Annotated in this window: 17 protein-coding genes; 4 read left to right on the top strand and 13 right to left on the bottom strand. The window is 63.2% G+C overall.

Going from position 1 to position 20,723, the window contains the following annotated elements; genetic code table 11:
- Nucleotides 1–66: 66 nt before the first annotated feature.
- Entirely contained in the window at nucleotides 67–975 is a 909-nt protein-coding gene (gene argB / locus EK23_RS03385) for an acetylglutamate kinase (RefSeq protein WP_045223788.1), read from the top strand.
- Nucleotides 976–997: 22 nt separating this feature from the next.
- On the opposite strand, the gene EK23_RS03380 is transcribed toward argB, so the two are convergent.
- The 3 genes from EK23_RS03380 to EK23_RS03370 form a co-directional block, all read right to left on the bottom strand.
- Entirely contained in the window at nucleotides 998–1,993 is a 996-nt protein-coding gene (locus EK23_RS03380; protein WP_052807882.1) for a DUF4124 domain-containing protein, read from the bottom strand.
- 29 nt (nucleotides 1,994–2,022) lie between these two features.
- Nucleotides 2,023–2,673, bottom strand: coding sequence for an orotate phosphoribosyltransferase (gene pyrE, locus EK23_RS03375; protein ID WP_045223787.1), 651 nt, complete (start codon nucleotides 2,671–2,673; stop codon nucleotides 2,023–2,025).
- Nucleotides 2,674–2,755: 82 nt separating this feature from the next.
- Entirely contained in the window at nucleotides 2,756–3,778 is a 1,023-nt protein-coding gene (locus tag EK23_RS03370) for an AAA family ATPase (RefSeq protein ID WP_045223786.1), read from the bottom strand.
- Nucleotides 3,779–3,886: 108 nt separating this feature from the next.
- Between EK23_RS03370 and EK23_RS03365 the strand changes: the two genes are divergently transcribed.
- Nucleotides 3,887–4,660 carry a hypothetical protein gene (locus EK23_RS03365; RefSeq protein WP_052807881.1) on the top strand — a complete coding sequence of 258 codons (774 nt, stop codon included), beginning with the start codon at nucleotides 3,887–3,889 and terminating at the stop codon, nucleotides 4,658–4,660.
- A gap of 16 nt (nucleotides 4,661–4,676) precedes the next feature.
- On the opposite strand, the gene EK23_RS03360 is transcribed toward EK23_RS03365, so the two are convergent.
- The 5 genes from EK23_RS03360 to EK23_RS23595 all read right to left on the bottom strand — a co-directional run bounded on the left by EK23_RS03360 (nucleotide 4,677) and on the right by EK23_RS23595 (nucleotide 8,446).
- Nucleotides 4,677–5,225, bottom strand: coding sequence for a hypothetical protein (locus EK23_RS03360; protein ID WP_052807880.1), 549 nt, complete (start codon nucleotides 5,223–5,225; stop codon nucleotides 4,677–4,679).
- A gap of 323 nt (nucleotides 5,226–5,548) precedes the next feature.
- On the bottom strand, nucleotides 5,549–5,926 hold the full coding sequence (locus EK23_RS03355) for a hypothetical protein (protein WP_045223784.1): 378 nt from the start codon (nucleotides 5,924–5,926) through the stop codon (nucleotides 5,549–5,551).
- Between the two features lie 312 nt (nucleotides 5,927–6,238).
- Entirely contained in the window at nucleotides 6,239–7,537 is a 1,299-nt protein-coding gene (locus tag EK23_RS21455; RefSeq protein WP_052807879.1) for a PP2C family protein-serine/threonine phosphatase, read from the bottom strand.
- 51 nt (nucleotides 7,538–7,588) lie between these two features.
- Nucleotides 7,589–8,029: an ATP-binding protein gene (locus EK23_RS03345; protein ID WP_052807878.1), complete on the bottom strand. Its 441-nt coding sequence runs from the start codon at nucleotides 8,027–8,029 to the stop codon at nucleotides 7,589–7,591.
- A 48-nt stretch (nucleotides 8,030–8,077) separates the two neighbouring features.
- The gene (locus EK23_RS23595) at nucleotides 8,078–8,446 is read right to left on the bottom strand and encodes an STAS domain-containing protein (RefSeq protein WP_045223783.1); all 369 of its coding nucleotides are present in this window, start codon (nucleotides 8,444–8,446) and stop codon (nucleotides 8,078–8,080) included.
- 409 nt (nucleotides 8,447–8,855) lie between these two features.
- On the opposite strand from EK23_RS23595, the gene glgC reads away from it, so the two are divergent.
- Nucleotides 8,856–10,127, top strand: coding sequence for a glucose-1-phosphate adenylyltransferase (glgC, locus tag EK23_RS03335; RefSeq protein WP_045223782.1), 1,272 nt, complete (start codon nucleotides 8,856–8,858; stop codon nucleotides 10,125–10,127).
- 141 nt (nucleotides 10,128–10,268) lie between these two features.
- On the opposite strand, the gene EK23_RS03330 is transcribed toward glgC, so the two are convergent.
- The 4 genes from EK23_RS03330 to EK23_RS03315 all read right to left on the bottom strand — a co-directional run bounded on the left by EK23_RS03330 (nucleotide 10,269) and on the right by EK23_RS03315 (nucleotide 18,422).
- Nucleotides 10,269–10,688 (bottom strand): hypothetical protein, encoded by a 420-nt coding sequence (locus tag EK23_RS03330; RefSeq protein ID WP_045223991.1) that lies wholly within the window; start codon nucleotides 10,686–10,688, stop codon nucleotides 10,269–10,271.
- A 130-nt stretch (nucleotides 10,689–10,818) separates the two neighbouring features.
- Nucleotides 10,819–14,121, bottom strand: a complete 3,303-nt coding sequence (locus EK23_RS03325) for a transglutaminase family protein (protein WP_045223781.1) — start codon at nucleotides 14,119–14,121, stop codon at nucleotides 10,819–10,821.
- A gap of 90 nt (nucleotides 14,122–14,211) precedes the next feature.
- Nucleotides 14,212–17,562, bottom strand: coding sequence for a transglutaminase family protein (locus tag EK23_RS03320; protein WP_045223780.1), 3,351 nt, complete (start codon nucleotides 17,560–17,562; stop codon nucleotides 14,212–14,214).
- Between the two features lie 101 nt (nucleotides 17,563–17,663).
- Entirely contained in the window at nucleotides 17,664–18,422 is a 759-nt protein-coding gene (locus tag EK23_RS03315; protein WP_045223779.1) for a proteasome-type protease, read from the bottom strand.
- Between the two features lie 385 nt (nucleotides 18,423–18,807).
- Between EK23_RS03315 and ribA the strand changes: the two genes are divergently transcribed.
- Nucleotides 18,808–20,175 (top strand): GTP cyclohydrolase II, encoded by a 1,368-nt coding sequence (gene ribA, locus EK23_RS24555; RefSeq protein WP_082053885.1) that lies wholly within the window; start codon nucleotides 18,808–18,810, stop codon nucleotides 20,173–20,175.
- 157 nt (nucleotides 20,176–20,332) lie between these two features.
- On the opposite strand, the gene EK23_RS03305 is transcribed toward ribA, so the two are convergent.
- Nucleotides 20,333–20,599 (bottom strand): hypothetical protein, encoded by a 267-nt coding sequence (locus tag EK23_RS03305; protein WP_045223778.1) that lies wholly within the window; start codon nucleotides 20,597–20,599, stop codon nucleotides 20,333–20,335.
- Between the last annotated feature and the right edge of the window lie 124 nt (nucleotides 20,600–20,723).

Raw genomic sequence — 20,723 nt, 5'->3', positions numbered from 1 at the left:
TGTCCCCGACCGTGGGTTCGGGAATCCACATCAAGAATAAAAGCCGTCGCAAGGCGACACACGTTTATGAAAGTCCAAGAATCTATCGAAAACAATTCCGCCAACCAGATCGCCCACGTCCTCATCGAGGCCTTGCCCTACATCCAGCGGTTCAAGGGCAAGACCATCGTCGTGAAATACGGCGGCAACGCAATGATCGACGAGACCTTGAAGAACAGTTTTGCCCGCGATGTCGTGCTCCTGAAACTGGTGGGCATCAACCCGGTGGTGGTGCACGGGGGCGGTCCGCAGATCGGCAATCTGCTGCAGCGCCTGGGCAAGACCAGCGAATTCGTGCAGGGCATGCGGGTCACCGACGCGGAGACCATGGACGTGGTGGAAATGGTGCTGGGAGGCCTGGTGAACAAGGAGATCGTCAACCTCATCAATCGTCATGGCGGTTCCGCCGTGGGTCTCACCGGCAAGGACGGCGATCTGGTGCGGGCGCGGAAGATCGTGGCGACCCAGCGCTCACCCGAGACGGACGAGCCGGAGATCATCGACCTGGGTCACGTGGGCGAAGTGGAGAGCATCGATCCCGCCGTGGTGGACATGCTAGTGCAGGGGGATTTCATTCCGGTCATCGCGCCCATAGGGGTGGGCGAGGACGGGCGCTCCTACAATATCAACGCCGATCTGGTGGCTGGCAAGATGGCCGAGGTCCTGAAGGCGGAGAAGCTGATCCTGCTCACCAATACCCAGGGCATCCTGGACAAGCAGGGCGGCCTGTTGACCGGCTTGTCGCTTTCGGAGGTGGATGCGCTGATCGAGGACGGTACCATTTCGGGCGGCATGATCCCGAAGACGCGCTGTGCCACCGATTCACTGAAAGGCGGCGTGAACAGCGTTCACATCATCGATGGGCGTATCGAGCACGCCGTGCTGCTGGAGTTGTTCACGGACCGCGGCATCGGCACCCTGATGCTGCGAAGGTAGGGGCAGCGATGAGCCGAGTCGGTTAGGGCGAGGCGGCGACCGCCATCTGCACATAGGTGGCGAATGCCGCGCGAATTTCGCGGACGCGGGGACTGGCACACAATTCGTCGCCGAGACTGGAAAGCCTGCAGCGGGCATCCAGGAAAACCGTGTCTTCCCCCTTGCCGGAGCTGCGCGTGACCACCAGGGAGAAGTCCTGATCCTGCAGGGGGATCGCGGTTTGCAGGACCTTGCTGGTATCGGTCACGAGCGGTTTGCCGGAGCGGGCACGAATGAAGGACTTGGCGGCTTCCCAGACCTTGTCGCAGGCAGGGCCCGGACGGCATGACACCGCGCTGACGATGGGCATCTCACCGGGCATCAGTTTGAGCTCGTTCATGAGTGCGAACTGCAAGGGGTCCTGCCCCGCGGACCTCAATTCCTGCAGGCGAAGCCGGTCCCTGCCGAAAGCCTCGTTGATGGTTTTCTTGTCATCCTCAAGCTTGTTGATCTGCTCCGTGTAGGCGGCAATCTGACGCTGGATAGCCTCGATGGAATCACGCAGTATCTTGGGCACTGCTTGCCCCTTCAACTCAGCGTCAGCCGCGCGCTTGCGCTGCGAGTCCAGCAGGATTTCCTGACGCTCGCGATTGGACTCAGTCACGCGTATGACCGAGTCCACCGTGGCCAGCTTGTTTTGCAGCGTCAGCGTCATTTCCTGCTCGGTGCCATAAGTCCGCAGCAGCGATTGATCGCGATCGCGTTGCTCGGCAAGCACCCGGCGCTGCTCGGCTCGCAGGCTCCTGAGACGCTTTTCCTGATCCATTTGTTCGGCGGTCTTGGCGCCTTCGATCACATCGATCTCACGGCCCTGCTTGTCCAGCCGCGAACGCTGGTGCTTGGCATCTTCCGGAGGCACTTGGTCTGAGTAATGCACATTCCCTGTCTCATCGATCCAGCGAAAGGTCTCGGCACCGGCTGTCGCCGAGAGGACTGCGGCGGCCAGGAGCAAGAGAATCTTGATGCGAGTTTGGGGCATGGGGAGCAGCAGCGATCGTCGCGTTGCCTTCAGCACGCTGCGACCGCGCCGAATTCCGCCCGATAGGCCTGAATGGCGTCCAGCTCGCGGGATTGTCCCCGGCCGCGGAGGTACTCGATCACGTCGCTGACGGTGACGATGGAATACACGTCGATGCCAAAGCGCTCTCGCACGTCCTCGACGGCGGATCGCCCGTCCGGTCCCGTTTCCTGACGGTCCAGGCTGATGAGCACGCCGCAGGGCCTGGCGCCGGCGCTTTCGATGATGGCAACGGATTCCCTGACCGAGGTGCCGGCCGTTATCACGTCATCCAGGATCAGCACCGATCCCAACAGGGCCGACCCGACCAGGTGGCCGCCTTCGCCGTGATCCTTGGCCTCCTTGCGGTTGAAGGCGAACGGAACGTCCTCCCCCGTTTGGCGGGCGAGCGCGATGGCCGTCGTGCACACCAGGGGAATGCCCTTGTAGGCCGGGCCATAGAGCACGTCGGCGCGAAGGCCGCGGTGGATCAGCGCACGGGCGTAGAACTCACCCAGCCGGCCGAGCCGCGCGCCGGTGTCGAATAGCCCGGTGTTGAAGAAATAGGGACTGGTGCGGCCCGATTTCAGCGTGAACGAACCAAAACGCAGGACCCCGCATGCGACGGCGTATTCGATGAATTCGTGCTGATAGTCCTGCATGTGTCGTTTGAACCTTCAGTGAGGCGTCGCGCTAAAAATTGCTTATTAGTGTCATAGAAAGTGGGACGATTGCAAGTCCGGCTCACGGCACGGCCACGCGCCTGATCAGTTCACGGATACATTGGTCCGTGGTGATGCCCTCGGCTTCGGCTTCATAGGACAGTATGAGGCGGTGGCGCAGCACATCATAGGCGATGGCCTGAATATCGTCGGGCGTCACATAGTCGCGACCGGCCAACCAGGCCTTGGCGCGGGAACAGCGGTCCAAGGCGATGGTCGCGCGCGGGCTCGCGCCGTATTGCAGCCAGCGCGCCATTTCCTGGCCGTAGGCGCCGGGATTGCGGGTGGCCAGGACCAGTTGCAGCAGGTACTCCTCCAGCGGCTCGGCCATGTAGATGTCCAACACTTCGCTACGGCCTGCAAACAGCACCCTCTGCGGGAGCGGGTCGAACGTGCCGGTTTCCCCCGAGCTGCCCCGGGCCGCGCGGGCTTCGCCCCGCACCAGCCGCAGTATCTCGCGCTCATGGGCGGCTTCCGGATAGCCGATGCGGACATACAGGAGGAAGCGGTCCAACTGGGCTTCCGGCAAGGGGTAGGTGCCTTCCTGCTCGATGGGATTCTGCGTGGCCATGACCATGAACAGGTCCGGCAGCGGATAGGTCTTGCGGCCCACCGTAATCTGCCGTTCGGCCATGGCCTCGAGCAGGGCCGACTGCACCTTGGCCGGCGAGCGGTTGATTTCGTCCGCCAGGATGAGGTTGTGGAAAAGCGGTCCTTCCTGGAAATGAAAGGAGCCATCCTGGGGGCGATAGATCTCGGTTCCGGTGAGGTCGGCGGGCAGCAGGTCCGGGGTGAACTGGATGCGCTGGAAATTGCCTTCCACACCGCGTCCCAGCACGTTGATGGCCCGCGTTTTGGCCAGCCCCGGCGCACCTTCCACCAGGATATGGCCGTCCGCCAGCAGTGCGATCAGCATGCGTTCGATCAGCCTTTCCTGGCCGATCACCTGGCGCGCGATGAACTGTTGCAGTCCGCGCCAGGCTTCTTGGGTGGCGCTCAGGCCAGCCGTTTGCGGGGGCTGCTCCTGGATGATGGGGTCGGACATGATGCTGTATGCCGCGTTGGTTTATCAGGGAAGCACATTATACTTGAAGCCGAGGCCGGCCAGCGGACGCGGCGGGCGAGCATCCATCACACGCGGGCATTCTCGAACATGAAACACGCGCATCCCCCGGCCGGACATCGCGAGCTTTCCAAGCGGATCCTGGCTGCAGTGACGGCCCTGGTCCTGGCGAGTTCCTGCGCTCACCGGGAAGGCCAGGTCGCGCCTATCCCCATGCCGGTGACCTCCGGCGATCATATCGACGTGCAAGGTGTGAAGGTGACCGCCAGCGCCTATACCGATGCCGACCAGGCCGAAACGGCCTTCGGCTTCGACATCGTGGGGGCCGGACTGCTGCCCGTGCGGATTGGCGTGGACAATCAGAGTGCGACCGTGGTCAAGGTCAACCCGCAGCAGACCTTCCTGATCGATATGGATGGGCAGGCCTGGCCCATTCTGACCGCAGAGCAGGCGTACAACCGGGCCGCCAAGGCGGTCGAACTGGGCACGATCACCGGCGATGCTGCCACCTCCGCAGCCCTGCTGGGAACGGCGGGCGCCATCGGCAGCTTCGCGCTGGCGGTGGTATTGAGTCGGGGAATCGCGACGCCCGTAGCCCAGGGCGCCATCGCCGGCGCCAGCCTGGGCGCGCTCACCGGCGGCACGGATGCGGTGTATGGGCTTGAGAACAAGGTGCGCAGCGACCTTTCGCACAAGGCGCTGCGCAACCAACGGATACAGCCCGGAGAAATGGCCTACGGCGTCTTGTTCTTTCCGGCTCGGGATGAAGCGCGCGGCGCACGCAGCGTGAGGTTGACCCTGGAACTGGACGGCTACCCGCAGATCGTTACCTTGCCCCTGAAGCTGCCATTGCCCGCCCGTTGATCCGGGCGCTGGCCAATCAGCCCTCCGCCTCGCCGTTCCATATCTTGCAGTCGCGGTCTTCCGGATGAAGCTGCGCGACGTTCTCGGGAAGAATGTGCCAATACGATTTGTCGATGGCCGCATCGGCATAGTCTTCCTTGCGCTCGTGGAAGAACGGGCACCAGAAGTTCTCAACCATCTTTACCAGGTAGGTGTTGTACTCATAGAGTGCCACGCTCAGCGGGCAGTAGTAGTTGCAGTTGAACATCCAGAACAACTTCGAATTCGTCCACGGTGCGGTCGGGTCCATCTTGAAGGTGATCTGGTCCGACAGTTTGGAGTAGCGGTGGGTCGACCAGCCCGGCACGAAATCCCAGAAAGTCTTGAGGTTCCGGGCGCCCAGCAGGCGCAAGTGCGCGCTGATGACGAAGCTGCCCAGGATGACGAATGGTACGGACACGAACAAGGGCACGTAGATCAACAGGGTGCCGAAGTAGCGACGCCACGGGGAGACCTCATAATACGCGTCGCCGATGGTGACGCGGTCGCATCGGCATTGTTCGCAAGCTTTTGGAAGTGCACTCATAACGGAAACCGCCCTCATGTTCTTGTGGAAGTAAAGTAACGCGAAGCCGATCCTTCGGATCGAAGGCGCGTCTCCGGAATTGGGGATCGAAGCCCAATCTTATCAAGCTCATGAGAACCTTTGGAAGAAAAAAGAGTTCCGTGGTCCGCGCCGAAGGCAGACCACCGGGGGTTCTAGCTAGCATGACCGGCGAAATTGCAGGCTTCGGGGAAGCCGGCAGCGCAGGGACACGATCAGGCGGGTGGTGTCTTTAGCGGACGACGGCACCCTGGCCCCGTTCCGCGGCAGCCGCCGCTGCAAAGCAGGCAGCGGCTGATGAAGGCCTAGGCCGCGAGTCTGGTGTCCAGATAATCCTCGAACCAGAACTGGAGCAGGTGTCTCGAATCGAACAGGCGGATCGCATGGTTCACATCGACCCAGTTGAATTCGCCGGCGTCGAGCACCTGCATGGCATCGGCACCCACGGGCTTCACGACCCAGTACATCAGGCTCTGGCCCGATTCATCCAGCCAGCGGACCACGGCGCCGGATTCCTGCTCGGGGCAGTCGATGCGGTACTTGCTCTGCTGGGTGTCTGCTTCCCCGTCGTCCGGGGCGGCTCCCTTCAGGCACTCGATTTCCACGCCCTTGGCACGCAGCTTGGCAGGCAGGCTCAGGGCTGCATGCGCGGTGGGATAGAGGTTCACGTAGACGCTGTTCATGTTGGCTTTCCTTCGTTGTTAGCCGAGTGTGTGCGGAACACAGGAGGCGACTCGCGCGTTCGTCCTGATTATTCGGCAGTCTGACTTAATTTCGGCTTAAATGAGCTTAAGTTTATGCGACAGCGGCCGGCTGTCCGGTGGCGCCACGATCCGCGCAGGCCAGCGGCGCGCCCCGGATCATGGTTCCTTTTTAACCTCGGTTACATGAACGAAACCTTAACGGCGCACCTAGGCACGACGATCTCGTGCAGGTGCGCTTGAGTGGATGCATCGGCTCTTTGTTTGCACGCTGTCGGGAGCGGTGCCGATGATTCAGCCGAGGTAGCGCAGGGCGATGAGCGTAATGTCATCGGACTGGGGGGTCGCCTGTATGAACTCATTAACTCCTCGGCGCACCGCATCGACCAGGCCTTGCGCGTCGGCGTGCCTTTGCTGCGATAGGATCGCGCGCAGACGGTCGTCACCGAAAAGCTCGTCGCTGTCGTTCAGTGCTTCGGTCACGCCATCGGTGTAGGCCAGCAGGGCCTGTCCAGGCTGCAGCGTCCGGCTCAGGCAGTTGAAGCGCGCATCGGGGTGCACCCCGATCAGCACGCCGCGCGGCATGGGAATGAAATCAAACTGGCCCTGGCTGCTGGTGAGCGGGGCGTTGTGCCCACCGTTGGAATAGACCAACTCGCCGGTGGCGATGTCGAGAATGGCGCAGAACACGGTAACGAACATGGCCGATTCGTTGTTCTCGCACAAGGCCCTATTGATGCGCCGCAGTATGTCGTGCGGTGCATGCTCGTAACGGGTTTCGGTCCGGATCTGGGTGAGGCAGCGCACCATGAAGAGCGCGGCCGAAATGCCTTTGCCCGAGACGTCGCCGATACACAGGAAGAGTTGGCGGGGCGTGATGAAGAACGCGTCGTAAAAATCCCCGCCCACTTCCTTGGCCGCGTGCATGGCCGCAAAGATATCCACTTCCTTCCGTTCCGGGAACAGGGGGAACCTGCTGGGCAGCATGCTTTCCTGAATGCCGCGCGCGATCTGCAGTTCCTTCAACATGTGGCGATACGCCATTTGCTGTTGCAGGCGCTCGACGATGACGCGGCTGGCCGTCCGCATCTTCTGGGACAGGGCGGCCAGGAAATTGCGGGCCACAGCGGGAATCGGCATCAGCCCTTCCCAGAACTCCTCCTCGGCGATGACCAGCAGACGGCTGGGCCGCTCGGCTATGACGCAGGCCGAAACCGGGTCACCGTCGATGATGGACAGTTCGCCGACAAATTCGCCGGGGGCGATAGGCAGGCAATCGTCCGTATTGGATTCATCCAGGTGTACCTTCAGGCCTCCGGAGAGCAGGAGATAGACCGCGTGATTTTCCTGCCCTGTTTCAAGCAAGGTCTCACCCGGCGCCAATTCCAGCACCGGGCAGTGCCCGAGCAGGTCATCCAGTCGTTCGGAGGACACGCCCGCCAGAAGCCCAAAGCGCTCGATGCGATTTTCGCTCCGACGCTCGGCCTGGCAGCGTCTTTCGTGCAAGGGATCGCCTGCCTCCCGCTCGGGCGGGGTTTGCTGGCCCCGCCGATCCTGTGCGCGCCTGAAGACGGAATTGCGCTTAGAAGTCATGGTGGGGGCGGCGGATTCGTAGATAGCCCTGCCCGGCGGTTCGCGGCGTGCTCATGGGCTGGACTCCCCGGTTGGCGCGGGCGGAGTCGCGAGGCGGAGCGTAAGCACATTGTGCCCGCCTCGCCTTGCGTAAGAACAGTCACTCAGGAGGCGGCGAACAAGTTGGACGCCCAGGCCACCGATTTTGACGTCTTCCAGGCTGACTCCGCTGTCCGCGGGTGGGTGCTGTAGCGGATCGAAGGGCTTGCCGTTGTCCTCGATGACGAGTTCGACGAAGCCGTCATCGACGGAACATGACAGATCGATGTGGTGAAGTCCCCTGTCGCTGTATGCGTGGTCAATGATGTTGGTCACCACTTCCTGCGCGCATACGTCGAGATCGAAGAGCAGGGGTGGCGGCAGGCCCCAGTCAGCGCAGAGCTCGCCCAGCCACTGGCTCACGCGGCGCAGTTCCGTTGCCTCATTGCAGATCCGGATGTCCTGAGCTTGCACTGACGCATGCCTCACGCAAGCGGCTAGTGAGCGCTATGAACCGTGGCCTCAGGAGTCCTCGTCAAAAGGTTCACCCGGACTATCCAGGTGTTCAAGGGCGTCAGTAAGATTCGCCCGGATCGGGATGAGGCTGTCTATGCCAGCAACCTCCAGGATACGCGTGACATTCGGATCGGGGTTCAGCAGGACCATCCGGCCCCCGCGGCGGTGAACGCCCTTGGCATTGAAGAGCAGCATGCGGATGCCATAGGAAGTGACAAAATTGACGCCGGACAGGTCGACCAGGACCCGGCTCTGCGGCGGTCCTGCCAGCTTGGAGAATTCGGTCTCTATCGCCTCGGTTCCCGGCAGGTCCATGCGTCCCGCCAGAACGAGTTTGCAGACATCTCCAGGCAGTTGCTCACAGTCAATCTTCATGGGTGACTCGTGTTTGGGGTAACGGTTTTCAAACGATCCGGTCATGCGGCGGGCGCTGCCACAGCAAGCGGTCTCTGGCGGGAGACGGGGCGCGGGTAGCGGATCAAGATCCGAATCACCGCCGCAGACGCTTGCAGTTCCCGGACAATGCTGCCCATGGCTCGATGCGGCGTCAAGTGGGGTGTTTTGGCCGTGTTGGAAGCACATGAACTGTCCTGCTTCATCAAGGCCCGGGGAGGCTAGTTGGCGCAGTTTGCCGTTGACCTTGGTATGCACGCAGGTGCATCGGATGCAATTGGGTGTAACATCGTCTGTGCAACCAGCATCAAGCGGCGGAAGCGATGGTCTTCCGCGCGCGCCGAAGGTGCCAGAAGGCAAACAAAAATAAGATCTCGGAAGGGCTCCAGTCATGAGTGAAATCAATCAAAATCCGCGTTTCGTCAGCCGACTCACGAAACAAACGCTGGCGCTGATCCTCGCTGGCGGGCGTGGCAGCCGCCTGCACGACCTAACCGAATGGCGGGCAAAGCCGGCCGTTCCTTTCGGCGGCAAGTTCCGCATCATTGACTTCCCCTTGTCCAACTGCCTGAATTCAGGCATTCGCAAGATTGGCGTCCTCACCCAGTACAAGGCGGATTCATTGATCCGGCATCTGCAGCGTGGCTGGAGTTTTTTTCGCCCTGAGTTGGATGAGTTCATCGACATTCTTCCGGCACAGCAGCGTATGCAGGAGACCTGGTACGAGGGCACGGCGGACGCGGTCTACCAGAATCTGGACATCTTCCGGCAGCGGGACGCGAAATATGTGCTGATCCTCGCCGGGGATCATATCTACAAGATGGATTACGGCCTCATGCTGGCCTATCACGTCGAAAAGGAAGCCGATCTTACCATCGGCTGCATGCAGGTTTCCCTGGACGAGGCCACGGCCTTCGGCGTGATGGAGGTCGACAACGGCCAGCGCGTGCGCGCCTTCGTCGAGAAACCGGACGATCCGCCAGCCATGCCCAACCACCCGGATCAGGCCCTGGTGTCCATGGGCATTTATATCTTCAATAGCGAATTCCTCTACGAGCAACTGATCAAGGATGCGGACAACGGGGCTTCCTCCCACGATTTCGGCAAGGACATCATCCCGGATCTGATCGAGAACTGCCGCGTACAGGCGTACCCATTCCGCGATCCCTCCTCCGGGTCCCAGGCCTACTGGCGGGACGTGGGAACCGTAGACGCCTATTGGGAAAGCAACATCGAACTGGTCCGACCCAATTCGGAACTCAACATCTTCGATCCGGAGTGGTTGATCTGGACGTATCTGGCACAGACGCCCCCGGGCAAATTCGAAACCGGTCCCAGCGGAAAGCGCAGCGTGGTCGAGGATTCCATGGTGGCTGGCGGATGCATCGTCACTGGCGGCGAGGTGAGAAACTCGGTGCTGTTCCGCAATGTGCAAATACAGGATGCTGCCAGTGTTGATTACTCGGTGATCCTGCCGGAAGTGACGATCGGAGAGGGCTGCCGCATCAAGAAAGCCATCATTGACAGAGGGTGCAGGGTGCCACCGGGTACCGTGGTGGGCGAAGACGTCGAACAGGACCGGAAGCGGTTTTTTGTGAGTGCTGGCGGAGTCGTGCTGGTGACGCCCGACCGTTTGGGTCAGAAAGTGCACTTCGCGCGATAGCGCGGGGCGGTACCGTCCGCGTTTTGGCGATAGCGGCTGCGGATTCCTCCGCTAGCCGCGTCGGGTGGGCCCTCGTCGCAATGTCGGGTCGCGCGACCGACAGGCCCGACAGAATGAGGCCTGCCGACGGGCTGGTGCGGCTTACTTCTGAGAAAGGCAGTGGTTCGCGGCGGCGTCGGTCATCATGACCAGCTCGAAGGGGAACTCCTTCTTGTCCAGGAAGTGAACCACTTCAGCCTTGCTCAGGCGCTTCGAGACATCCTTCGCCATGCATCCGCAGACCTTGCCCAGTTCCTGATCGCTGGACAACTGCGTGTTGGCGCTGCTCTGCTGGGACTTGATGCACATCTCCACGTACTTCTTTTCAAATGCCTCGTGTTCCGCGGTGCTGACCGTATGGGAGTCGCCCCCTTTCGATGGGGCACTCGTGCTGGATGAGGATGCCGACGAAGCCGGGGTGGAATCGTCCTTGCCGCCGCAGCCCGCTGCCAGCAGGATGAGCGCAGACAACGCGACCGGAACGAACGCCTTGACCAGAAGCCTGGGATTTTCTTTCAGCATGGGAAAAACTACCTCCACAATGTTCGGAATGGATGACAAAGCTTCGGGATTATCTCACAAAGCTCCGTTCCGTTCGTAACCGGTGCGGTCACACCTGGCGCGCCCATGAGAAAGAGGGCGCCGCGTAGGTTTAAAGCCTTACCAGATCCAGGAGATAGGGGTAGCGTTCATCCGTTTGCACCGCAGGAATGGCCGCGCGGACGCCGCCGCCGCTTTTGCCGAGGAAGGTTCCGCCGGAACTGAAGGGCGGCATCAGCACGGGGGCCGCGTGCGGAGGGGGTGGCGGAATGTCTTCCCCACTCTCGCTGCTGCGTGGCGGGGCTGTGATCGCGCCGAACAATTGAGGGCGTGGGGGCGTATAGGTGCATCCACCGATGACGTGGCCGGTCCAGGTGTCTACCAGATCCAGTTCCAGGGCCGCCACGGCGAATCGGGTCGGGTGCAGGGTCGATACGGGGTCGCTGGCTTTGAAGCGAATTCCGGCGACCATCTCGCTCTGGATCGCGGTGGACCTGAGCGGAACGCGGTAACCGTTGCAAATCAGGGCGTGACGAGAGGGCGTGACGCCGCTGCAGCGGACCTGCACCTTTTCGTTGGCCGAGTCCACGAAGCGGGCTGTCCCGGTTGCGGTGGTTTCCTCCGCCAGCACCGGCCAAGGCTCATGCGCCTCGCGAAGTTCCAGCGAAATGTCACCCATGGTCACTTTCCCGATTACGGGGAAACGCAGTTCCAGGAGCGGCTGGAACCAGTCGGGCTGGAAGGCCAGGCCCGCGGCGTTCAGATCATTCAGCACATCGAGGAGGTCCGCCCACAGCACGGCCGGCAGCATAAAGCGGTCGTGCAGTGCCGAGCCCCACTCTTGCAGCTGTTCCGGGTACGGACTCAGGGCGAAGCGGGCCAGCAAGCCCTTGACCAGCAGACCCTGAAGCGCCGCAAGCCGCGGGTGCGGCGGTGTCTCGAAGGCGCGCAGGATGGTGCGGCCCAGACGTAGGCTGGAGCGATCGGGCGGGTAGAGTTGGTCGACCCGAATCTCGGCGCGGCGCATGTCCCCGGCCGGGTCGGCGAGCAGATGGCGCAACAGCCGGTCCGGCGTCCAGGGCGTTGGGCACTCGCCCTTGGGGATGCGCTCTAGGGCGATGCTCAACTCGTACAGGGCATCGTCACGGCCCTCGTCGGGTCGGGGTGCCGTGCCCCCGGGACCAATGGAACGGCCCGCGAACAGATACGACAGGCTGGGATGGCGCTGCCAGTAGACGATGAGCGAGCGCAGCAGTTCCGGACGTTTGAAGAAGGGGCTTTTGGCCGGCACGGTGCCGCCCAGGCGGATGTCGGCGCGGCCGCCGGGTGGCAGGCTCTTGCCGTCGCTCATGATGCGCTCGGCGCGCAGGCCCGCGTTCGCCGCTTCGGTGAATGCGGCCCCCAGCAGTTCGATCTGTGCGGCGCAGGACGCCACCTCGGGCAGGCACAATTTCAGGCAGCCGGCGTCCGGCTCCAGGGTCAGGCGCCACAGCCGGTGGTCTTCCGGCGGTTCGTAGCCTTCCAGCATGACGGAGATACCCACCTGCGTCGCGCTGGATTCGATGGCGGCGACCAGCGCCAGGTAATGCTCCAGATGGGACAGTGGCGGCATGAACACATACAGCTGCCCGTGGCGCACCTGCACGGACAGGGCGGTTCTGGGCGGGCGCGCTTCGGTGCGGGCGGGGTCCGCGGTTTCCAGTTCGGCCGAAGCCGGACTAACGCTCACAAAGCGCGCGTTGAGTTCGCCGAAATCCCGCGGCAGCAAGGGCCGCTCGTCGAACTGGCAACGTTCGGGCTCCATGTCGGCGGCCGCCGCATCCCCCACGGGTAGGCTCTCCAGGGGCAGGCGATAGCCCAGCGCGGAGTCGCCGGGCACGAGCACCAGCCGGCCGCGCCGGAATGACCAGGTTCCGCTAGACCAGGCATCGGTGACGGGATCCCAGCGCAGCGGCAGCACATACCCGGCCGGCTCGCTGTGATCACCGGTCAACTGCGCCGCCAGTGCGCGACGGCGTTCCGGGTCGCGCAAATCCTCGGGTTCCGGGGTGCCGCCCAGGCTGGGTCGATGCAGCCAGAATTGATGCAGTCCGTCCTCATAAGCCGGTGTGACGAAGTGTTTGGCCAGGCCGAGGCTGGTGGCCAGCACTTCCGCGAAGCGGGCGGCGTCTTCGCGGTTGAGCTTGAACGCGGATTGTCGGCGGCCGATCAAAGCCTCGTCGCGCCAGATCGGAAAGCCGTCGCCGCGGAAAAAGGCGCTGAGCCGCCAGCGGGGCAGAGGCTCGCCGCCCATCCATTCACTCTGACCTAGATGCAGCAAGCCGCCAGGGGCGAGGCGCTTTTTCAGGCGCAGCAGCAATTCCTCGGCGGCCCGCGTCTTGTCGGGTCCCAGCGCGGTGCTGGTCCATTCCGGCGCGGACGGGTTGTAGGCGGAGACAAAGGACAGGCTTTGGCCCAGGTTGAGATCGATGCCCTGTGCTTTGATGTCGGCGTCCACCTTTTGACCCAGGGCGCGGATATCCGTCCACTGGGTTTCGGAGAAGGGCCAGGCCGTGGCCGCGGGGGAGAGCCGGCGCACGCTGGCGGATTCCTCGCTTTCCACCTGGCAATGTTCAAAATAGCCCATGACCGGGAGGGTCCTGAGATACTCCGGGGCCGAAGCCAGGGGGATATGGCCTTCGGCCGCGAAGACGCCGCCGGCCGGATCCAGGCCGACCCAGCCCGCGCCGGGCAGATAGACCTCGGTCCAGGCGTGCAGCCGGGCCATGTCGTAGCCGCCTTCGCCGGGCGCCAGCGCCACGTGATAACCGGAGGTGAAGCGGGCTGCAAGGCCAAGCTTGCGCAGGGTCAGGGTCGCGATCCAGGCCACTTCCCAGGCCGAGCCGCCACCCCGCGCCAGCACCACCTCGGGGTCCACGGCACCCGGTTGCAGGGTGCCGAAGGCGGGCAGTTGGTTGTAGAACCTGAGATTGATGTCCCCCAGGCGTTCCACGATGTAGCCGGGCTCGATGTCCAGGGCGTCGAACCATTGGCTCAGGCGGGGGCCGGGTTTGCCGACCCACAGATAGGGTTTCAGCTCCTTCACCAACTGCTCGGGGTAGGTGATCGGAAAGCTGGCGGCATGGGGTTCCACCAGAAAATCGAAGGGGTTGAGTTGGGGCAGTTCCGCCAGCACTTCCACCTCAAGGCGCAGGTCCGTCACAGGCTCGGGCAGGTCCAGGCGGGCAAGATGGTTTTCGTAGGGGTCGCGCAGCCAGTTGAGAAAATGCGGTTCCGTCTGCACCTTGAGCGAATAGGCCTCGATCACGCTGCGGGTGTGCGGCGCGGGGCGCAGCCGCAGCCAATGGGTGGACAATCCGACCTTGCGGTCGAAACGCTGCTGGATCGAGTGCTTGATGGCGATTCGGGTATTCATGCTCTCTGCGTGGTCAGTGTCGGACGTTACCGGGCCGGTCGGGCGGAAGACGTGTGGACTTCAGCCTGCCGCCGCCGGCCGGATCCGGATTCAAGTCGGTTCCAGGCGGCGCAGGTCCAGGGTATGCGGAAAGAAGGTGTTTTCCCGCTCCGGCGGAGGGTCCCGCAACAGATCCCCATCCGTGGCGATCCGCGTGTCGTGCAGGGCCTGCGCCCAGGCCGGCGCCGGCGTGTTGCCACGGGTATGGCCCCAGTCCCAGAAGCGCGAGATGCGGCGTGCCTCGGCTTCGTAGGCATTGATGGGGAAGCTGTCGTAGGCCAGGCCGCCGGGGTGGGCGACGTGATAGACACAGCCGCCGATGGAGCGTCCGAGCTTGCGGTCGATCAGATCGAACACCAGGGGAGCGTGCACCTCTACGGTGGGATGCAGGCCGAAGGCGGACTTCCATGCCTTGTAACGCACGCCGGCCACGTATTCGCCCCCCTGACCCGTCGACTTGAGGGGTAATCGCCGCCCATTGCAAGTGACCAGGAAGCGCTCCGCATCCAGCCCGCGGGCGGTGACCTGCAGTTTCTCCACGGAGGAGTCCACCACCCGCGCCTGGCGGTGGGTGACTGTCTCTTCTCCCAGCACCAGCCAGGGTTCCAGGCCCATGCGCAGTTCCAGATGCACGCCCTGGTAATCCACGCGTCCGAACACCGGGAAGCGAAATTCCAGGAAGGCCTCGTACCATTCCGGGCGCAGGGGATAGCCCGCCGCGCGGAGCTCCTCGAGGACCTGGAGGAAATCGCTCCACACATAGTGGGGCAGGGTAAAACGGTCGTGCAGGGCCGTGCCCCAGGGTACCAGCGGGTGGCGGTAGGGCTGCTTCCAGAAATGAACCACCATGGTCCGCAGCAACAGCATCTGCGCCAGGCTCATGCGTGCGTGGGGCGGCATCTCGAACCCGCGGAACTCAAGCAACCCCTGGCGCCCGGCGCTGGAGTCGGGAGAGAACAGCTTGTCGATGGAAAACTCGGCGCGGTGGGTGTTGCCGGTCAGGTCCACCAGGAAGTTGCGCAGAACCCGGTCAACCACCCAGGGCTCCTGGCGCTGTTCCAGTTCGGAAAAGCTGACTTCCAACTCGTCCAGCACCCGGCTTCCCTGCTCATCGACGCGTGGCGCCTGGGATGTGGGGCCCACGAACAGGCCCGAGAAAAGATAGGACAGGGATGGATGGTGCTGCCAGTAGGTGATGAGCGAACGCAGCAAATCGGGCCGGCGCAGGAACGGGCTGTCAGCCGGCGTCCTGCCGCCCAGGGTGACATGGTTGCCGCCGCCGGTGCCGGTGTGGCGTCCATCCAGCATGAACTTTTCGGTGCCCAGGCGCGAGAGGCGGGCGTCTTCGTACAACTGGACGGTGTTCTCCTCCAGTTCCTCCCAATTGGACGCGGGGTGGATGTTGACTTCGATCACCCCCGGGTCGGGCGTCACCTTGAGGAAGCTGAGCCTGTGGTCCTGCGGCGGCTCGTATCCTTCCACGATGACGGGAATGGCCAACTCCGCCGCCGTGGCCTCCACCGCCGACAGCAGGGATTGGTAGTGCTCCAGGACGGCGATGGGCGGCATGAACACATGCAGGCGGCCGCCGCGCGCCTCGATGCAGAGCGCCGTGTGCGGCACGCCCACCCATTGCCGGTAGCGGCGCCGGATCTCTTCGGGCTGGGCATCGGCGCTCAGCGGGAGGGGGCGCTCCGGTGGCGGCATCGGCTCGGAGGTCCAGGTGACGCCGGTGGGCCTGGGCGGCTGCAGGTATTCCACCACTTCCTGCTCAACTTCCATGGCCCAGGGCAGTTGCGAAATGGGCAGGCGCAACCCCATGGGTGAGCTGCCCGGCGAGAGATACATGCGGTCGCGGCTGAACACCCAGTCGCCGGATCGCCAGCGGCCACCGTTCCAATCCCAGCCTAGGGGCAGGGCATGGCCGACGGCGCGGTCCAGGCCGCGCGACAGGGCCAGGCTGAGATCGTCGCGGTATTGCGGCGCCCAGGGAATGGCGACCGGATTGTAGTTCTCGGGCTGGCAGGACTCGCGCCAGAGGTAATAGATCCAATCCTCGTAGCCGGGCAGCAGATGTCCTTCTGCCAGTCCCAGGCGGCGCGCCAGCGCCTCGCCGAAGCGCTGGGAATCCCGCTCGGTGTGGCCATAGTCGCGCTGCTCGTCGGCGATCAGATTCTCGTCGCGCCACAAAGCCTGGCCATCATTCCGCCAGAAGCAGCCCAGAGCCCAGCGCGGCAACGGTTCACCCGGATACCATTTGCCCTGCCCGTAGTGCAGCAGACCGCCCGGCGCGAAGCTGGCCTTGAGCCGTTTCAACAGGTGTCCGGCGCGCTCCCGCTTGTGGGTGCCGAGGGCGTCGGTGTTCCACTGCGCGCTCTCCATGTCGTCCACGGAGACGAAGGTGGGTTCGCCGCCCATGGTCAGGCGGATGTCCAGGGCCTGGAGTTCCTGATCCAGGCTGCGCCCGAGACGCTGGATGTCCAGCCACTGCTCGTCGGTGAAGGGCTTGGTGACCCGCGGGTCTTCCAGCACCCGGCGCACGGTGTTGCTGTATTCGAACTCCACCTCGCAGGGGTCGGAAAACCCGGTGATGGGGGCCGCGCTGACTGGGTCCGGCGTGCAGGAAAGGGGAATATGGCCCTCGCCGGCGAACAGGCCGGAGGTGGGGTCCAGGCCGACCCAGCCGGCGCCCGGGATGTACACCTCGGTCCAGGCATGAAGGTCGGTGAAATCCTCCTCGGGACCGGAGGGACCGTCCAGGGCTTTCTGGTCTGCCGTAAGCTGAACCAGGTAGCCGGAGACAAAGCGCGCCGCCAAACCGAGATGGCGCAGGATCTGCACCAGCAGCCAGCCGCTGTCCCGGCAGGAACCCAGCGCCTTGCCCAGGGTTTGTTCGCAGGTCTGGATGCCGGGGTCGAGGCGGATGCTGTAATTGATGTCCTGCTGCAGGCGCTGGTTCAGGCCCACCAGGAAATCGACGATGGGCTGCGGCTTGCGCGAGACGGATGCCAGCCAGCGCCGCAGCAGCGGGCCCTGTTCGGTGATCTCGAAATAGGGTTCGAGTTCCTTGCGCAGGAGGGCGTCGTAGCGGAAGGGGTAGTTGTCCGCGTACTTCTCCACGAAGAAGTCGAAGGGGTTAATCACGGTCAGTTCCGCCACCAGGTGCACGGCGACCCTAAGGTGCCGCACCGGTTCGGGAAAGACGGCCCGCGCCAGCAAATTGCCGAAGGGGTCCTGCTGCCAGTACAGCCGGTGCTCCTCGGGCTCCACCAGCAGCTTGTAATCGTGGACGGGCGTGCGCGTATGCGGGGCCGGCCGCAGCCGGATCAGTTGCGGCGAGAGCCTGACATCCCGGTCATAGCGGTAGGTGGTGATGTGGTCTATGCCGACATGGATTGCCAATGCTCATTGCTCCAATAGGTGGCACGCTGGCCAAATCTGGTGCGTGCGCCAAGTTGATCCCACTGCCAGCTCGCGCCGCGTCACCGCGACCGGCCCGGCCATCAATTAACCGCTTCCACGCCCGGCGGCACTTCCCAGTCGAAGCGCGGCAGGCGGTCGAAGGCGCTGCGGATGCCTTCGCACCATTGATTGCGCATATCGTTGTAGAACGTGCTGGACACGTCAAAGTTGAGGTAATGCCCAACCTGAAACGAATCCGTCCGGTAAATCATCAATTCCAGCGGCGGTCCCACGGAGATATTGCTCTTCATGGTGGAATCCAGGGACACCAGGGCGCAGCGCGCGGCATCTTCGAGGGACAGGCCCGCCGCCATGGTGCGTACCAGGACCGGCTTGCCGTACTTGGTCTCGCCAATCTGCAGATAGGGCGTGTCCAGGGACGGGGTAATGGCATTGCCCTGGGGATAGATCAGGAAGATTTCCGGCGGCTGCCCCTGAATCTGCCCTCCCAGGATGAAGCTGGCCTCCGTGCTGATGCCGCTGCGCTGCATGGCCAGGGAGTGGCTCTGTTGCGCGCTCACACTGACGTTGCCCACGTACGTCGCGGCATCGAAGAGATAAGGTGCGGTATTCAGGTTCATCATAGACGCCGGGTTCTCCAGATCGCGCCGCAGTTGGTTCACCACCGCTTGAGTGGTGGCCAGGTTGCCCGCGGACAGCAGGACCATGAAGCGGTCCTGGTGCAGGTCGAATCGGTACATCTTGCTGTAAACGCTCGCGTAATCAACGCCAGCATTGGTTCTCGAGTCGGAGGCGAGAACCAGGCCCTCGTCGAGCTTGATGGCCAGGCAATAGGTCATGGAAGGTATCCTCGGATCGTGCGCGTAGGGGCTATAGGGTGCCAGCCATTGCTGCGTTAAAAAAGTGCGTCCGATCCTTCTTGGTGCATTGCAACGCCATGCCCGCCCTCTTGTGCCCCGGCCGCGTAAGCGGCATTTCTTGTTATCCCGGCTGTCGCGGCGTCGCCCCTTCGCTCCGAAAGGTGGCGCCGCGCCGGCCTCTGCCCTCGGTGAACTGCAAGTCCCGGACCAATCCCGCAATACCGGCGGACGCCGCTGAAATGCGGAATTCGTCCAGTCACGGGTCAATCCCAGGTAAAATAGGTGCTTGCCTGGTGCGGCGGCAGGCTATATTAGGCATCGAGCCCGCCGAGCCCTTTCCGGCGCGATTTTCACAGTAGACTCCATGACCCAGCGATCCACCAGCCAGCAATCGTCCTCCGGCCAGCCCATGGTGCGCAACGTGGTGCGCACGCGAATTCCCACGCGCCACGGCGAGTTCATGCTCTACTACTACGAGAACCGGCCGGACAACAAGGAGCATCTGGCGCTGGTGAAGGGCGATGTGGAAGGCGCGTTGGACGTGCCGGTGCGGGTTCATTCCGAGTGTCTCACCGGCGACGTGTTCGGCTCCATGCGCTGCGACTGCGGCGATCAGTTGGACCGGGCGCTGGCCATCATCGGCGGCAGCGAGTGCGGCGTTCTTCTCTACCTGCGCCAGGAAGGGCGTGGCATCGGCCTGCTAAAGAAACTGCAGGCCTACAACCTGCAAGACCAGGGGCTCGATACGGTGGAGGCGAATTTGCGCCTGGGTCACCGGGAAGACGAACGCGACTACGGCATTGCCGCGGCCATCCTGAAGGATTTGAAGGTGCATTCCGTGCGCCTGATCACCAATAATCCGCGCAAGATCGGCGAGCTGCGCGAACTGGGGGTGGATGTCACCGAGCGCATTCCCATCGAGATCCCGTTCAATGCCGAGAACGAGGGGTACCTCCGCACCAAGGCGCGCAAGATGCAGCACCTGCTTTCCTTGCGCATGAACGCCGAGGAATCCACCGAGTTCGTGTTCATCGAGCCTCTGTTGGATCGGCTGGAGGCGCACCGGCAGTCGGAGTCGGCCGCCCCCTTCGTGACCCTGGCCTATGCCCAGAGCCTGGATGGCAGCATTGCGCTGGACGCCGGTTGCGGTGACGAACTGCGCTCCGAGCGCGCCGTGCGCTTGACCGATTTCCTGCGTGCGCGGCATGACGCCCTGCTGCTGGGCATCAATACGGTCCTCAGCGACGATCCGCAACTGCCTCCGGTGGGTGAATTTGGCCCGGCGCCACGGGCTGTGGTGTTGGACAAGACCCTGCGCTTCCCGCTCGATGCGAGGCTTCTTAGTGGGGATGGCGGCAAGCCCATCATCATTACCACCGAGGAAGCGCCGCCGGAACGGATGGCCGAATTGTCGGAACGCGGCGCGCAGGTCGTGGTGACGGGAAAGAACGAACACGGAATGGTGGATTTGCGCGCCACCCTGCAGGTGCTGCGGGGCATGGGGCTGCGCAGCATCATGGTGGAGGGTGGCGGCGCGGTCATCAACTGCTTCCTTCGTGACCGCCTGGTGGATTACTGTGTCATCACGGTGACGCCCAAACTCATCGGCGGCGTCAAGGCCGTCAGCGAGCCCTGCCAGTCTGTGGACCGACCGCTGCTATGCATCGACAAGTGCCATTACCATGCCTTGGACAACGATATCATCGTCCACGGGGCTCTGGAGCGGACCTGAGAGGCGGTCAAAAAATCTACTGCGCGTCCCGATTGCTGCGTCGCGCGTTGCTCGGAGTCCTCATGTACCCCACGTACACTGCGGTTCCTGCGCTCCGGGCTCCTTGCCCTTGGGCCGCGCGCTACGATTTTTCACGCCCCCTGAGGCTCCGGATCGGCTAGCTGTTATCCTGAAAATTGCGCACTTGCCACACCAGGTGATCCAGCGCGGCAAAGCTGTCCAGCGCGTCCGGCACGTTCTCGTACTGGGCATGGACCCGGAACACTTCATCACCCTCACAGGAGCGGATGCTGGCTGAAAATTCGACCGCCGGTCCGCAGCCGCCGCCCTGACATTCCGTCGCTTCCTGGCCGTTCTCGGCGGCTCTCGTGTGCAGATCGGCTTCGTGTATCGCGCCGTCGCCGCTCAGCGAACAATGCTTCATCAAATCACCCTAGCGTAAACAGATGTTTCAGTTTATCAAGAACCCGCGACTTTTTCCTACGGGACACTGCATAGGTCCCGCCCGCAGCGTCCCTCAAGCCTGGGGCTATCCGGGGCCTTAGGCG

It is taken from the genome of Methyloterricola oryzae (assembly GCF_000934725.1).
In the GTDB taxonomy this organism is placed as follows: Bacteria; Pseudomonadota; Gammaproteobacteria; order Methylococcales; family Methylococcaceae; genus Methyloterricola; species Methyloterricola oryzae.
This window is presented reverse-complemented; position numbering and strand designations above follow the sequence as displayed.